Origin of the sequence: Microtetraspora malaysiensis, from assembly GCF_050947145.1 — a bacterium.
In the GTDB taxonomy this organism is placed as follows: domain Bacteria; phylum Actinomycetota; class Actinomycetes; order Streptosporangiales; family Streptosporangiaceae; genus Microtetraspora_A; species Microtetraspora_A malaysiensis.
On the sequence record NZ_CP191998.1, the window covers coordinates 5,696,652 to 5,711,021 of the forward strand.

Here is a 14,370-nt window from a genome sequence, read left to right on the forward strand (position 1 = left end):
GACGCTCCCCGATCCGGTCACCCGTGCGTACGCGAACCGAGGTCCGCAACGGCTGGATACGCGGCTCAGCGGACGGCTCGGCCGGTTACGGACGCCAGCGCGAGCAGGGCCCGCTCCCGCCAGTGAGGGGAGCCGACCCGCTCCGCCACCTCGGCGGCGACGGCAAAGTGCCCTTCGGCGGCCTCCGGGTCGTCGAGGAGCTCCGCGAGTTCCCCCAGCGTCTGGGCGACCGGCCACAGCGTGATCGAGCCGCTGTGCAGCCCGGCCAGCTCTTCGCGGGAGGGCAGGAGCAGCCGGTAGCAGTCGCCGGCCACTTCACGGGCCCCGAGGGCGATCGCGTTGGCCGCCCGGATCGCCATCATGAACAGCCAGTAGTAGTCCCGCCGCGGTGCTCGCCCGGCCGGCCACACCTCCCTGGCTTCCTCGATGCGGCCCGCGGCGATCAGCGCGTAGGTGTAGTGCTCGTCCACCTGGTCAGGGACGCGCTCCCGCAACGCGGCGATCTCGGCCAGCGAGTCGTGGCCGCGCCCGGAGCACATGCGAACCGTCAACCTGCCCAGCGCGCCGAACGAAGCCGCGTTGATGGCGCCCGCCTGGGCCATCCGCTCGGCCACCGAGGTGTAGGCGGCCTCGGCCCGTTCGAAGTCTCCCCTGAGCAGGAAGTGGAGGGCGTCGAGGACGGCGAGGATGCCGAGGGCGAGACCGAGCTGGCCGCTCGTGGAGAGCTCGACCGCCCGGTCGGCGTGGCTCCGGGCCCCGGCCCAGTCGTTGCGGCCGAGCGCCACCATGCACAGGGCGAAGTGGCCGAGCGTCTGGTAGCCGAGCAGGCCGCCGGACGCCGACGCCTCCAGCAGGTCCTGGCCGAGCCGCTCCAGTTCGTCGCGCCGCCCCGGCTCGACGCAGGCCCAGTATCGGGCGTTGAGCGCCATGCAGAGCAGCCGCGGATCGTCCAGGTCACGGGCGATCCGCAGCGCTTCGGCGCTCACCGTCTCGAGAAGCTCGGGGTCGTTCCCTTCGAGCTGGTGGGCCAGCGCCACCAGGACGCGGCAGCGCGCCTCCCCCGGTTCCTCGGGCATCGCCTCATGGGCCGCCCGTATGACGTCCTGGTCGGGCTGCCGGTCCAGCTGGATCGTCCAGATGACCGGCGCGTCGAACGCGGCGGCCGCACGGGCGATGAGCACCGGGTCGGTGGTCCGGCGGGCGAGTGAGAGCGCCGTCGCCTGCGCCGCGAGGGCGGACACGACGTCCCCCGCGTGGGCCTTCGCGGAGACCAGGCGGCACAGCAGATCCACCCGGGTTTCCAGATCGGGGCCCGCGGCGAGATCGAGCGCGTCGAGCGCGCCCTGGAGCAGGGCGGCCGCCTCCTTGTGCGCGTAGAGACCGGACGCCGTGTCCGCCGCCCGCGCGGCGTACTCCGTGGCTCTGCGCGCCGTGGCGGTGGTCGCCGCGGCCAGGGCATGGTGCCCGAGCGCCCCCACGTCTCCCGGTCTGAGCCGCTCCAGCGCCGCAAGCGACCTCCCGTGCAGGCGGGTACGGCGAAGCCGGGGGATGTCCTCGTACAACGTCTCGCGTACGAGTGCGTGGGCGAAGCGGACGTGACCCGGCAGCGGCTCTGTCAGCAGCCCGGAGAGCACGCCTGCCTCCAGGCCATCGAGCACGGTCTCCTCGTCGCCGCCGGACATGGCGATCAGCACGTCGGCGTCGGCATCCCGGCCGAGGACGGCGGCGTTGCGCAACGTCAGCTGGGCCGTCGCGGGCAGGCGGGCCACCCGCCTGCGGATCAGATCGCGAACGCCGGGCGGCAACGCGTGAACGGCGGCCGGCCCGTCGACGGCGAGCAGCCGCGCGATCTCGGTCACGAACAGCGGGTTGCCACCGGTCCGCTCGGTGACGGTGCGGGCCGTGGCCGGGTCGACCTCCATGCCGGACCGTTCCCGTAGCAGCAGGGCCACGTCCTGCTCGGTCAGGCCGTCCAGCGTCACGTTCTCGGCGGCCTGGACGGCGAGGGCCGCCCGGGTGGTCAGCAGGTCGACGGCGGCCTCCGCGGGCCGGTGGGTCAGCAGCACGAGGACGGGCGTCCGGGCGAGGCGTACCGCCAGGTGCCGGAGCAGCTGGAGGGTCTCCTCGTCGGCGCGGTGGACGTCCTCGATCACGATCAGCAGGGGGCCGGGCACGCCCTCCAGGTACTCCCCCGCCGCCTGGGCCAGCCAGAACTGGCCGACGGTTTGGTCGGTCTCGGGCTCCAGGAGGGGCGCGAGCCGTACGACGGCCTCCGGAGTGGGCGGGGAGGCGATGGAGAGATGACCCAGGACCTCGCTCCAGGCCCACGCGGGCGGCACGCCGCCGACGGTCTCCGGGCACCGGCCCACCGCGGCCCGCCAGCCGTCGGCCGCGAGCCTGCCTACCAGCGCGTCGGCCAGCGTGCTCTTGCCCGAGCCCGCGTCGCCGCCCAGCCAAGCCACCCGGAGCCCGTGCCGCGCCTGGGCGGCGGCGGCGACCAGGCGGTCGAGCTCCGCCGTACGGCCGATCATGGGCGCGGGGTCGGCGGCGGGCGCGGGAGGGAACCGGACCGGGCCGGGAGCCGGTACGGAACCAGCGGCGGACGCGACAGAAGCGGCCGGATCCGCCGACGCCGCAGGAGCGGCGGACACGACCGGCGGGATCCGGGCCGGGTCCAGGCGGAGGGAGTCGGCCTGGGCGAGGATGTCCGCCTCCAGGGCGCGCAGGTGGGGCCCGAGGTCCACGCCCAGTTCCTCGGCCAGGCCGTGCCGCGTCCGGCGGATCACGGCCAGCGCCTCCCCCTGGCGTCCCGCCCGGTAGAGGGCGAGGGCGAGCAGGCGTACGCCGTTCTCGCGGAACGGATGAGTGTAAACGTGACGTTCGAGCTCCGGCACGATCTCGGCGTGGCGGCCGAGAGCGAGCGCCGCCTCGGCACGGTAGTCGACGGCGACGGTGCGGATCTCGTCGAGCCGGGACACCTCCGGGGCCGCCCACTCCTCGTCGGCGAACTCGGCGTAGGCCGGACCGGTCCACAGCCTGAGCGCCTCGTCGAGCGTCTCCATGGCCTCGGTGGGCCGTCCCGCGTTGAACACGGCGACCGCGGCGTCGACCAGCCGGGGGAACCGCCACGCGTCCACGGCGTCGGCCTCCAGGTTCAGCCGGTACCCGGGCGGAGCGCTGACGATCACGCGGTCAGGACTCCGAGTGGAGCTCCGGGGAGGCCGGCCGGGTTCGAGGACGCGCCGCAGGTTGGAGATGTAGACCTGCAGCGCGGCCAGGGCCCGGGGCGGCGCCTGCTCCTGCCAGAGGTCGTCGATGAACCGGTCGGTGGAGACGACATGCCCCTGGGCGCAGACGAGCCTCGTCATGACGGCACGCTGGAGCGACGCGCCGAGGTCGACCGGGCGGCCCGCCACCTCGGCACGGCACTGCCCGAGAACCCGCAACCTCACCATGACGTCCCGCATGCCGGGCAGAACACGCCGCCGACGCGCAGGGTCGCGCGCTCGTGATGGGCGACGACGACCTTGACCTCCTCCACGTCGACCATTATCGCGGGATAACCGCCGACATCGCCGGGTTTATCGCGTGCGACTACGCGGCGCCACCGCGCTCGTGTGGGACCGCAGGTCACAACCCCCGGTCGGTGGGTGCACCGAAGACCATGGTGTGCCCGAGTGGCCAGCCGGGGTCGCCGGTGCGGGCGAAGCGCACCCAGGCGGCGTGCATCGCGTCGGCCACGGCCTGCGGCGCGCCGGGCCCCGCGGTGCGTTCGACCCCGGGCGCGTCGAGCACGTCGAAGACGAAGGGCAGGTCGAGGTTGTGCACCGCGCCCACGCGTCCGCCGCCGACCGGGCTCTCGACGGGCGACTCCCACCGGAACTCGTAGCCGTAGGCGGGCCTGGCCTCGCGGATCCAGCGCGTCTCCCGGGTGAACAGGTGCTGGGTGAAGGCGCGTCCGACGCGCTCGGCCGGCGTGAGGCCGGGTTCGTCGGCCTGGACGCCGAGGTGGTCGAGCACGGCCTGCGCGGCGGCCTCGTCGAGGTCGGCGACCAGGCGGCGGACGAACACGTCGGCCTCCTGGGAGGTGCAGCCGACCAGCAGTGGAACGTGCCCGCTCGCGCCCGCGCGCAGGGCGGCCAGCGGGACGGCCGGGATCAGGTCGCCGTCGACGACCGGCTTGACCGGCACCGACTCGTTCAGCCCGCCGGAGTCGCCGGCCAGCGGCGGCGGCTGTTCGGCGACGAGCGCCTCGGGGGACAGCCCGGCGAAGGCGGACCTGGTCGGGTCGATCCCCAGCCGGGCGGCGAGCGTCTTGGCGTAGTCGCGCGCCTCCTGCTCGGTCGCGACCAGGTTGGCCGAGCCGCTCATCACGATCGCGCGCCGGAACAGCCCTTCGGCGCGGGGCATCGTCAGCAGAGTGGCGACGGCGGCGGCGCCCGCCGACTGCCCCGCGATGGTCACGTTGCCGGGGTCTCCGCCGAAGGCCGCGATGTTGTCGCGTACCCATTCCAGCGCGGCCAGCCAGTCGAGGACGCCCCGGTTGAGCGGGGCGTCCTCCAGGGCCAGGAAGCCCTCGAAGCCGAGCCGGTAGTTGATGGCCACGCAGACCACGCCGTCGCGGGCGAAGCGGGAGCCCTGGTGCCAGGCCGCCCCGTTGCCGCCGATGGAGAACGCGCCGCCGTGGATCCAGACCAGGACGGGAAGCCCGGCCGGGCCGGTCTCAGGGGTGCGCACGTCGAGGTTGAGGCAGTCCTCGCCGACCTCGAAGACGTCGGGCGCGTACAGGCCGATGTCCTCACCGGCCGCCTGCGGGGCGGCCGGGCCCCGCGTGACGGCGGGCCGTACGCCGTCCCACGCGGGGGGCGGGACGGGCGCGCCGAAACGGTGCTCGCCGAAGGGCGGGGCGGCGTACGGCACGCCGAGGAAGGCGAGCACGCCCTCCTCGGCCCTGCCCTCGACCAGCCCGGCAGTCGTTCGTACGATCATGCGCGACGCCATCCGGCCGTCCCTTCGACGATTCTGATCGCCGCCCGGGTGAGCGGCTCAAGGCTGGCCTCGTGCACCTTGTCGAGGGTGTCGGCCGAGTCGAACAGGTACATGGGAGCCGACAGGAAGTGCACGAGCGGCACCCCTTCGGGGTGGAAGAAGGCCCCGTCGGTGGGCGGCATCGGGGAGAACACGTCCGGCGGCAGCACGAACGAGCGTCTCAGGTCCTCCGCGACGAGGGCCGCCGCCACCAGGCTCTCCAGCTCCGGCTTCCTGGTGGTGAACCACCAGCCGGGTTCGGGGTCGCCGGTGGGCACCAGCTCGTCGTCCACGGCCACGCACCGCCGGGCGGCGTGCTCCAGGTGGAGCTGGAGTACGACGTCGCCCAGCAGGCCGCGGTTCTCCTCGATGAAGGCCCGGGTGCCCGCGGCGTGCGCCATGTGACCCGCGGTCAGCAGGAAGACCAGGTTGTGCGGCCGGTCCCGCTCGGGCACGCCGGCCCAGTACTGGGCGGCGGCGAGCACCAGCGCGATCCCCGAGGCGTCCTCGACGGCCGAGGCCCAGGGCGCGTCGTGGTGCGAGCCGATGATCACCCACTGGTCGGAGCGGCCGGGGAGCGTGCCGATCACGTTGTGCGAGACGGCCGGGCCCGTCTCCGACTCGACGGTGAGCGTGCCCGTGCAGGGGCCCTCGTCGACCAGGTCGAGCACCCGCCGCGAGTCGCCGCCCGACAGCCAGACGGCCGGGAGGTCGCGGTGCACGGCGTCGTAGGGCACGTAGTAGTCGCGTGTCTCCCACGGCACCCCGGTCAGCGCCCCCGCGAAGGCGGCGGCGCCGCCGTCCATGACGCCCTGGATGATGTCGAGGTAGTCGAGCTGGAACGGCAGCGTCTGGACCAGCTCGTCGAAGACGCCCTCGGGGTCGTGCACTGCCGTCGCCAGGTCCCTGACGTAGGACTGCGGCAGCTCGGTGAAGGTGTACTCGGGCACGACGATCGCGCCCGGCACGACCTCGCGGCTGACCGGCGCGCTCACGATCGCCTTCGGCGTGGTGTACGGCAGGGCGGACGCCGCCACCCGTACGACTCTCGACGGGTCGGCGTCCAGGCGCACCACCAGGGCCGCCGTCACCGGCCGCCAGACGGGCAGCTCGACCGGCGCCAGCCGTACGTCGTGCAGCCCGAACTCGGTGAAGCGCTCGGCGGCCCACGCGGCGGTCCAGTCGTCGGCCGGGTAGCCGGGACGCCTGATGCCCCGCGAGGTGACCGTCTCGATCCACTCCATCATCCGCGCGGCGTCGGGGATCATGTCCGGGATCATCGTTTCAGCCCTCCGAAGGTGAGCCCCGCCACGTAGTAGCGCTGCAGCGCCACCATCAGGATGAACGGCGGCACGGCGGTGACCAGTGCCGCGGTGGTGGTCAGGTGATAGGTGATGCCGACCTCGCTCTGGAAGTTGGCCAACCCCACCGGCAACGGCCACAGCTCCTGCTCGTTGGCCACGATCAGCGGCCACAGCAGGTTGTCCCACTGTGCCAGGAAATGCACGAGGAACAGGGTGATGAGCGCGGGCTTGAGCAGCGGCGCGGCGATGCGCGCGAAGATGCGGAACTCCCCCGCGCCGTCGACCCGTGCGGCCATGAGCAGCTCCTTCGGAATGCCGAGGGCGAACTGCCGCACCAGGAAGACGCCGAACGCGCTGATCATGCCGGGCACCATCATGCCCTGGAAGGTGTTGACCCAGCCGAGCTCCTTCACGATGAGGAAGACGGGGATGACCAGGACCATCGGGGTGAGCGCGAGCGTGCCGATCACCAGCGCGAACAGGACGCGGCGGCCGGGGAAGGACAGCTGGGCCATCGCGTATCCGGCGGCGGCCGAGAAGATCACGTCCAGGACGCCGGTGCCGACGCACAGGATGAGGCTGTTGCGCAGGTAGGTGGGCAGGTTGCCCTCGCCGAACAGCTGCCCGACGTTCTCGGGCAGGTGGAAGCCGTTGAAGACCAGCCCGCGCAGGTCGGTGTCGTCGGGCGCCGAGGCGACGACGAGCATGGCGTAGACCGGCAGCAGCATGAACCCGACCGCGGCGATCAGCCAGACGGCGCGCAGGATCGTTCCCGCTCTCATTCGTCGCCTCCCTTCAGGAACCCGAACTGCAGCGCCGAGACGATCACCATGGCGGCGAGCAGCACCATGCCCATCGCGGCGGCGTAGCCCATGTGCTCGTAAGGGAAGGCGTTGGCCCAGATGTAGTACGGCAGCACCTGGGTGGCGTCGGCGGGCCCGCCGCCGGTGAGCAGGAAGGCGGGCACGAACGCCTGCATCGATCCGGCCACCGAGATGACCAGGACGAACAGCAGGGTCCGGCGCAGCAGCGGGAGCGTGATCCGGGTGAACGTGGTCACCGCGCCTGAGCCGTCGATGGCGGCGGCCTCGTACACCTCGCCGGGCAGCGCCTGCAGCCCGGCGGTCAGGATGATCACGAACAGCCCCATGCTCTTCCAGACGACCATCACGACCAGGGCCCAGATGGCCAGGTCGGAGCTGGTCAGCCAGGACTGCGGATCGATCCCGACCAGGCCGAGGAGGGTGTTGGCCAGGCCGCGGTCGGAGTAGATGATCACCCAGACCATGGACGTGGCGGCGAGCGGCATCACGGCCGGAATCATGACGAGCGCTCTGAGCCAGCGGTTGAGCCGTCCCGGCTTGCTCAGGGGCACGGCCACCAGCAGGGCCAGCACGATCGTCGGGACGACCGTGCAGACCGTGTAGACGACGGTGATCCACGCCGAGTTGAGGAAGCCGGGGTCGGCGAACATGCGCTCGTAGTTGGCGAGGCCGATCCAGTTGGGCGTCCCTGCCATCTCGTAGTCGGTGAAGCTGAGATAGATGGCGGCCAGGAACGGGACGAGCCAGAACACGACGAAGAAGACGGCCACCGGGAGGGTCAGCGCCACGCCCGCCGTGGCCTGGGGCCGGGCTCTGACCCTGCCGAGTACGCTCACAGGGCCAGTCGCACGGTGGAGTCGAAGGTCGCCGCGGCCTGGGCGGGGGTCGACTTGCCGTAGGCGACGGAGTCGACGGCGCCGGCCGCGGCCTTCGCCAGTTCGAGGGTGCCGGGGATGATCGGGCCGAAGTCGACGTGCGGGATGCTGTCGGCGACGATCTGCATGATCTCGGACTTGCCGCGCGGCCCGGCGTCGCGCCAGCCCTTGGTCGGGATGATGATGCCGTTGTCGAGGTTGGCGGTCACCGACGGGGCGCCCTGCAGGTAGTTGACGAGGTGCCAGGCGGTGAACTGGTTGGGCGAGTCCTTGGCCACGCCCCAGCCCCAGGTGTAGGCGGGAACGACGGGCGGGCCGCCGGCCCAGGTGGGCATGGGCGCGACGCCGTACTGCTTGCCGAAGGTGAGCGTGTCCTTGCCCAGTTTCTCCAGCGCCGGGCCGAGGAAGGCGCCGCTGACGACCATGGCGGCCTCGCCGGAGTAGAACAGGCCGAGCGCGCCCAGCGGGTTGGAGAGCGTGGGGTTGCCGATCCCCGACATGTACGTCAGGGCGTTGAGGCCCTGCTCGGTGGCCAGCGACGCCTTCGCGCCGCCCGCCGAGACGAGCTCGCCGCCCTTGCCCTGGATGAGGGCGGTCAGCATCATGAGGGCCCACTGCGGGTCGCCGTAGAGCCACTGCAGGCCGACCCGCCTGCGGTCCTTGGAGGTGAGCTTGGCGCTGTACTCGGCGACCTCCTCCCAGGTCACCGGGGGCTTGTCGGGGTCGAGTCCGGCCTCCTCGAACCGGTCCTTGCGGTAGTAGAGCATGCAGGGGTTGAAGTCGATGGGCACGCCGTAGGGCACGTCCTGGTAGGTGAGCGGGGCGGTCGTGCCCGGCTCGTAGTCCTGGAGCGAGAGCGCCCTGGTGTCGACGGGCGCGAGCCGCTTCTTCTTGGCGTGCGCGGGGAAGCTCCAGTGGCCGATCTTGAAGACGTCGGGCGGGGCGCCGCCGCTGAAGGCGGTCAGCAGTTTGGCGTCGAGCTGGCCCACGGGCAGGTAGAGCAGCTTCACGTCGACCTTGAACTCGGCGATGTAGCGGTGCACGAGCTCCTGGAACTGCTGGCCGGTGTCCTGCGAGCCGTGCAGCCAGACGGTGACCTCGCCGTTCGGCCTGCCGTCCGCGGCCTGCTGCCGAGGCTGGTCCTTGCCGCATCCGGCGAGCAGGGCGAGCGCGCCGACGGCGAGTAGCCCACGCCGCGTCAGATCCGCCATGGGGGTCTCCTAGGTGAGGTTCTTGAGAGCCTGGTTCTGCCAGGCGGTGTTGGTGGGGAGCTCGGGGGTGCTGCCGGCGAACGCCCCGCGGGCCTGGGCGTCGGCCTGGAGGCGGTACCTCAGCCAGGCGGTCACGTAGCCGAGGAAGGCCCCGCCGGTGTTCTGGATGTCGTTGTGCCCCGCGCCCTTGAGCAGCGCCCGGCCCGCTCCGGCGGTGGCCTGGTCGTAGTAGCCCTGCACGGTCGCGGCCGAGGAGATCAGCCAGTCGTTCGCGCCGCTGAGGAGGAGCACCGGGCAGGTCAGGTCGGCGACGGAGAACTCGTCTCCTGGGCTGGCCATCCACTGCGCGGGCACGGAGATCGGCACGACGGTCTTGATCAGCCCGGCGGAGTGGTTGGTCGCGTTGATGGATCCGCCCGCGCCCTGGGAGTGGCCGACGGCGGCGACCTGGGCGGTGTCCAGCTTGCCGTGGAAGACGCTGGCGGGGTCGGTGTTGAGGCCGATGAGGTGCTGGGCGGCGGCGAGGATCTCGGCGCCGGTACCCGTGGTCGTGCTGGTGGAGGCGACCACCGCGAAGCCCCACGAGGCGAGGTGGTTGAGCAGCCCCGGATAGTTGTCGGGGGTGGCCCACGAGCCGTTGCCCCATGTGACGATCGGGTGGGTGACGCCGCCCGAGCCCAGGGTCTGCGGGTAGTAGAGCCGGTGGCCGCCCGAGGTGCCGGTGGCGACCGGCCACGGACCCGGCGCCTTGTAGATCGTCTCGATGGTGGAGGCGGCGTTGGCCTCGGTGGTCCACGACAGGAATCCGGCCGACATGAGGCCGAGCGCCCCTGCCCGCAACGCCTGCCGACGGGTGAAGTTCTCCATGGTCACCTCGTAGGTTATTTGGAGACGTGAACGTCTCCTAAGAGAGGGAAGTACGATCGGTGGGCGATGTCAAGACATGAACAGAAGGAAGTTCCGGCGGCCCGGCCACTGCCCAGGGGGCGGCACGGACTCTCCCCAGACACGGTGCGCAGCTCCCAGCGAGAGCGCCTCGTGGAGGCCATGCTGAGGCTCGTCGCGAGGCGTGGATACGCCGCCACGAGCGTGCCGGACGTGATCGCCGCCGCGCGGGTCTCGCGCAACGCCTTCTACGCCCAGTTCGCCGACAAGGAGGCGTGCTTCCTCGCCGGATGCGAGCGCGACCTGCCCGCGATGATCGACTCGATCCACGCGGCCGCGTCGGGGGCGGGCGACCGCTGGAGCGAGGCGCTCCGGCTGGGGATGGCCGCCTACCTGCGGTGGTGGCAGGAGCGCCCGGAGTACGCGCAGGCGTACTTCGTGGAGTTGCCGAGGGCGGGCGAGCGGGCCGTCGAGCAGCGTGACGCCGCCTACCGGCCCTTCCTCGACATGCTCGGGGCGCTGGCCGCGCGGGCCAGGCTGGAGGATCCCTCGCTGCCCCCGCTGCGCGCCGCGGTGCCCCGCCTGATCGTCTACGGGACCACCGAGTTCATCGCCTCGGAGGTGCGTGCGGGCCGCGTCGCCACTCTGACGTCGTCGGCCGGCGACTTGTACCACTACACGGTCGCCCTGCTCGCCGGCCCCGATCACGGCATCCCGACCACCCCTTCCGCCTGAACCAGCCAGCCTTCGGGGAAGCACCCCTCCGCCGCCATGTGGGCGACGGCGGCCAGCAGGCCGCCGTTGCCCGGCAGGTAGAGGGGCAGCAGGCCGGGCCACTGGTGGTTGTGGCCGCTGGCCAGGTAGGTGTTCTTCGGGGCGTCCATCAGCAGCGCGTCCACGGCGGTGTCAGGCTCGCCGAGCCTGGCCGCGCACATGGCGAGCATCGGATAGTCCCAGCCCCAGGTGCTCTCCAGATCCCAGTTGGAGAGCACGTCGTGCAGGGTGGCCCGCATGGTCTCGGGGTCGATCAGCGGGGTGGGCGGCACGAACCCGAGCGCGCCGGTCATCGAGGGGTGGTCGGTCCTGATCGTGTACGGCTCCACACCGATGGCCGCGTAGACGCCGTCGCGCACCAGCGGCCGGGCCAGGCCGTGCAGGACCCGCGCCCACTCCGGGTCGGGGCCCCGGCCGAGCAGGCCCCGCCACCGCTGGGCCGTCTCCAGCCCCCACCACCAGTAGGCCAGCTCGAACGTGGGATCGCGCACCAGCCGCCTGGACTCGTAGTAGGACTCCTGCGCCGGGACCAGCGGCGGCCCCAGATGCCCGCCGCCCGCGAAGGAGGCCATGAACTCGGCCGTCTCGAACACCAGGTCCCGGTAGTCCTCCAGCGCCCCCGGGCGGATCCGGCGGAGCAGCTCGGCGAAGTAGATCAGGTGCGGCTGCTGCCAGACGATGAAGGCGCCGATCTCGCTCGGGCTCTCCCTGCCCTCCGGCCCCACCTGCTTGGGCCAGCGGGCGCCGCGGAAACCCTGCCGTGCGGCCGTGGCCCTGGCCCGCGGCAGGATCGAGCGGTACCACGGCAGGCTCCGCTCCAGCAGCTCGGGCCTGCCCCACAGGGCGAAGTGGGCGGCGTGCCACCAGTGCATCTCCAGGTGGAACTTGCCGCTCCAGGAGTTGACGGCCAGCCCGGTCTCCTGCGGCGGGGTGGAACCCGCGCAGTTGACCGCGGTGAGGTACTGCGAGAGCACGACCCGGCGTTCGAGCTCGGGCGCTCGCGGGTCGGTGCTGCCGTCGAAGCTCACCGCTCCCCCGCTCGTCCAGAACCTCTCCCAGTGGGCGGCGGCGGCCGTACGGACCTGGGAGAAGGACGGGAGGGCGGCGCCGACGGGGTGGCGGGCGAACTCGACGACGAGCTCCAGCTCGTCGCCCTGGATCAGGTACACGTGACCGCCGGGCGACGTGAGCCGCGCCGGCCCCGCCCACTCGGCGGCCACGTGGTATCGGTCCGCGTCCAGGACGCGGGTGAAGTCGCAGCGCGAGCCGTACGGCGTGCGCGTGAGCGCGTGCGTGGTGGTGTGCCTGTCGGGTTTGTCCCAATCGGCGGTGGTGTGCCAGCCGTCGCTGGCGTAGGGGAAGGCGATCCTGATCCCCGCGCCGCCCACGACACGGATGGCCAGCAGGTCGCGCTCGGGGTGACAGACCGTCTCCACCTCGTACGACAGGCCGCCCAGCTCGAAGGAGCTGGACAGCGTGCCGGTCCACAGGTCGAGGGTCTGCGCCGACCGGCCGAGCGGGGCGGCCTCGTCGACGTCGAGGCCGATCCGGCCGAGATGCAGGCGGTGCGGGTTCACGTGCAGCCAGCCGCCCGCTTCGGTGGCCGGGTACAGGTCCGGATAGCCGACGCCGTCGTAGTCGGTGAACGCGTCCTCCAGCACGTGGCCCTTGGGGTTGGGCATCGTGTGCCAGCCCCACTGCGCCTGCGTGCCAAGCGGCGCGAAGGTCTGCAGCCCGGTGGCGTCGGCGGTGAAGGCGAACTCCCCGTTGCCGACGGTGAGCGGACACCCGGCGTCGGCGATGGTGTGCCGACGCACGAGCGTCCTCCTGTCGATGGTCACGCACACCCCGGCGTGCCGGAGGCGCGCTGCTGGCGCATGGCGGTCACGTCGCCCGCGACGGCCGACTGGGCCATCGGGCCGAGGCCGAGCACGACGTCGGTGAAGGCGAGCGACGCCTTGCGCATCGCCGGCAGGTCGATCGCCTCGGTGCCGAACTGCGGCGAGAACAGCGTCTTGGGCGAGGCGATGGGCGAGATGACGGGCAGCAGGTGCTGGTTGTACGGCGTGCCCTCGCCGCCGAAGCCGCAGTGGTGCGGAACCGTGGTGAGATCCGCCGCCGACAGGCCCTTGAGGACCGCGGTGCGCTTCACGTCCCGGTACTGGATGTGGCCCTTGACCAGTTCGCGCAGCGGCGTGCTCTCGCTGACGGGGACCATCAGCAGTTCGGTGAGGGTGGGGTTGGCGACGAGCTGCTTGCCGGGCAGGCCGTTCGGCCTGGCGACCGCGTCGTAGCGCTTGGCGCCGAGGTGCTCAAGCACGACGACGGAGGAGACCCCGCCCTGGTCGTACTCGGCGTCGAGCTGGGCGGCGAGCTGACCCGCGCCGCCCTCGCGGACGTTGGGGCCGGTCAGGTGCTGGTAGAGGTGGCCGGTCACGAACGCGAACTGCACGGTGCGCGGACGGCACTCCACCGGTAGCGACGACAGGTAGCGGGCCATCTCGATCATGGTGAGCGGGCCGTTGTCCCACACCGGGCTCATGCCGTCGGTGTGGCTCTCCACGACGATCTTCTGGGCGCTCCCGCCGGGAAGCGTCGCGAGCAGGGTGCGGGTCGTCGTCGGCGTCCAGGCGGCGTTCACGGTCAGCGCGGCCTGGACCGGCTGCCCGGCGGCCAGCGCGTCCTTGATCTGCTTGCCCTGGTCGGCGCCGACGTACGCGCCCGGCACGCTGTACGGCAGGCCCTCGTAGGGCGCGTACATGCCCTGGATCTGGGCATGCGGGAGCTGGCTGACCTCGATCACGCCCACCGCGCCCGCGGCGGCGGCCGCCTTGAGGTCGGCGTCGGCAGCGGCCGGGGCCTCCATCGACTCCGAGCCGAGCAGGTTGATCGTGTTGGCCGGGTCGTACATGGAGTAGCCGAGACCGAGCGGATAGAACAGCAGGTTGGGCACGTTGGTCCACGGCAGGTCCCTGACGACGATCTTCCCGGCGGCGTTGGCCGCGGTGATGTTCGTCCCTGCGGCCAGGTGGACGAGCGGCGCCGAGACGCCGCCCGCGCCGGTCGAGGAGGAGAACGGCACGGGGGCCGCCACCTGCACGGCCGTACCGCCGACGGTCAGGCCGGTGCCGAGGTTGTCCCAGCGGTCGATGGCGTAGGGCAGGGAGGAGAACTGGAGGCCGGGGATGGCCGCCATCTCGTCCTCCAGCCAGTCGACGTAGTCGGCGTGCGCGGCGGAGCCGGTCGGCCTGGGGCCGAACGCCTCCTGCCGCTGGGCCAGGGTGCTCAGGCGGGCCTCGGAGGCGAACGCGGCGGGGTCGACCCTGACCGGGCAGGACAGAGCGGCCGCCTGGGCGAAGGCCGGTTGCGCGGGCGCGACCAGCGGGAGGAGGAGCGCGAGGAGAGCGAGTCGTCTCACGTGGGGGGTCCTTCCATTGAATCGTTTCAATATGTGGTCCGCGACAGTCCC

General features: G+C 72.3%; 10 protein-coding genes. 1 reads left to right on the forward strand and 9 read right to left on the reverse strand.

Features of this window, described 5'->3' with window-relative positions:
• Nucleotides 1-65: 65 nt before the first annotated feature.
• The 7 genes from ACQP1V_RS26880 to ACQP1V_RS26910 all read right to left on the reverse strand — a co-directional run bounded on the left by ACQP1V_RS26880 (nucleotide 66) and on the right by ACQP1V_RS26910 (nucleotide 10,109).
• Nucleotides 66-3,467: a BTAD domain-containing putative transcriptional regulator gene (locus ACQP1V_RS26880; protein WP_433412836.1), complete on the reverse strand. Its 3,402-nt coding sequence runs from the start codon at nucleotides 3,465-3,467 to the stop codon at nucleotides 66-68.
• Nucleotides 3,468-3,630: 163 nt separating this feature from the next.
• Entirely contained in the window at nucleotides 3,631-4,989 is a 1,359-nt protein-coding gene (locus ACQP1V_RS26885) for a carboxylesterase/lipase family protein (RefSeq protein ID WP_433412838.1), read from the reverse strand.
• Nucleotides 4,986-6,296 (reverse strand): M28 family metallopeptidase, encoded by a 1,311-nt coding sequence (locus ACQP1V_RS26890; RefSeq protein WP_433412840.1) that lies wholly within the window; start codon nucleotides 6,294-6,296, stop codon nucleotides 4,986-4,988. The genes ACQP1V_RS26885 and ACQP1V_RS26890 overlap by 4 nt, the downstream gene beginning before the upstream one ends.
• Nucleotides 6,297-6,304: 8 nt before the next feature.
• Nucleotides 6,305-7,114 carry a carbohydrate ABC transporter permease gene (locus ACQP1V_RS26895; RefSeq protein WP_433412841.1) on the reverse strand — a complete coding sequence of 270 codons (810 nt, stop codon included), beginning with the start codon at nucleotides 7,112-7,114 and terminating at the stop codon, nucleotides 6,305-6,307.
• Entirely contained in the window at nucleotides 7,111-7,992 is an 882-nt protein-coding gene (locus tag ACQP1V_RS26900) for a carbohydrate ABC transporter permease (protein ID WP_433412843.1), read from the reverse strand. Before ACQP1V_RS26900 ends, ACQP1V_RS26895 begins: the two co-directional genes overlap by 4 nt.
• The gene (locus ACQP1V_RS26905) at nucleotides 7,989-9,242 is read right to left on the reverse strand and encodes an ABC transporter substrate-binding protein (RefSeq protein WP_433412845.1); all 1,254 of its coding nucleotides are present in this window, start codon (nucleotides 9,240-9,242) and stop codon (nucleotides 7,989-7,991) included. Before ACQP1V_RS26905 ends, ACQP1V_RS26900 begins: the two co-directional genes overlap by 4 nt.
• A 9-nt stretch (nucleotides 9,243-9,251) precedes the next feature.
• Entirely contained in the window at nucleotides 9,252-10,109 is an 858-nt protein-coding gene (locus ACQP1V_RS26910; protein ID WP_433412847.1) for an alpha/beta hydrolase, read from the reverse strand.
• Between the two features lie 66 nt (nucleotides 10,110-10,175).
• Between ACQP1V_RS26910 and ACQP1V_RS26915 the strand changes: the two genes are divergently transcribed.
• Nucleotides 10,176-10,862, forward strand: a complete 687-nt coding sequence (locus ACQP1V_RS26915; protein WP_433412849.1) for a TetR/AcrR family transcriptional regulator — start codon at nucleotides 10,176-10,178, stop codon at nucleotides 10,860-10,862.
• Here ACQP1V_RS26915 and ACQP1V_RS26920 read toward each other — a convergent pair.
• Both ACQP1V_RS26920 and ACQP1V_RS26925 read right to left on the reverse strand, forming a co-directional pair.
• Nucleotides 10,832-12,718 carry a hypothetical protein gene (locus ACQP1V_RS26920; protein ID WP_433412851.1) on the reverse strand — a complete coding sequence of 629 codons (1,887 nt, stop codon included), beginning with the start codon at nucleotides 12,716-12,718 and terminating at the stop codon, nucleotides 10,832-10,834. The genes ACQP1V_RS26915 and ACQP1V_RS26920 overlap by 31 nt on opposite strands.
• A gap of 20 nt (nucleotides 12,719-12,738) precedes the next feature.
• The gene (locus tag ACQP1V_RS26925) at nucleotides 12,739-14,319 is read right to left on the reverse strand and encodes a hypothetical protein (RefSeq protein WP_433412853.1); all 1,581 of its coding nucleotides are present in this window, start codon (nucleotides 14,317-14,319) and stop codon (nucleotides 12,739-12,741) included.
• Nucleotides 14,320-14,370: the final 51 nt, after the last annotated feature.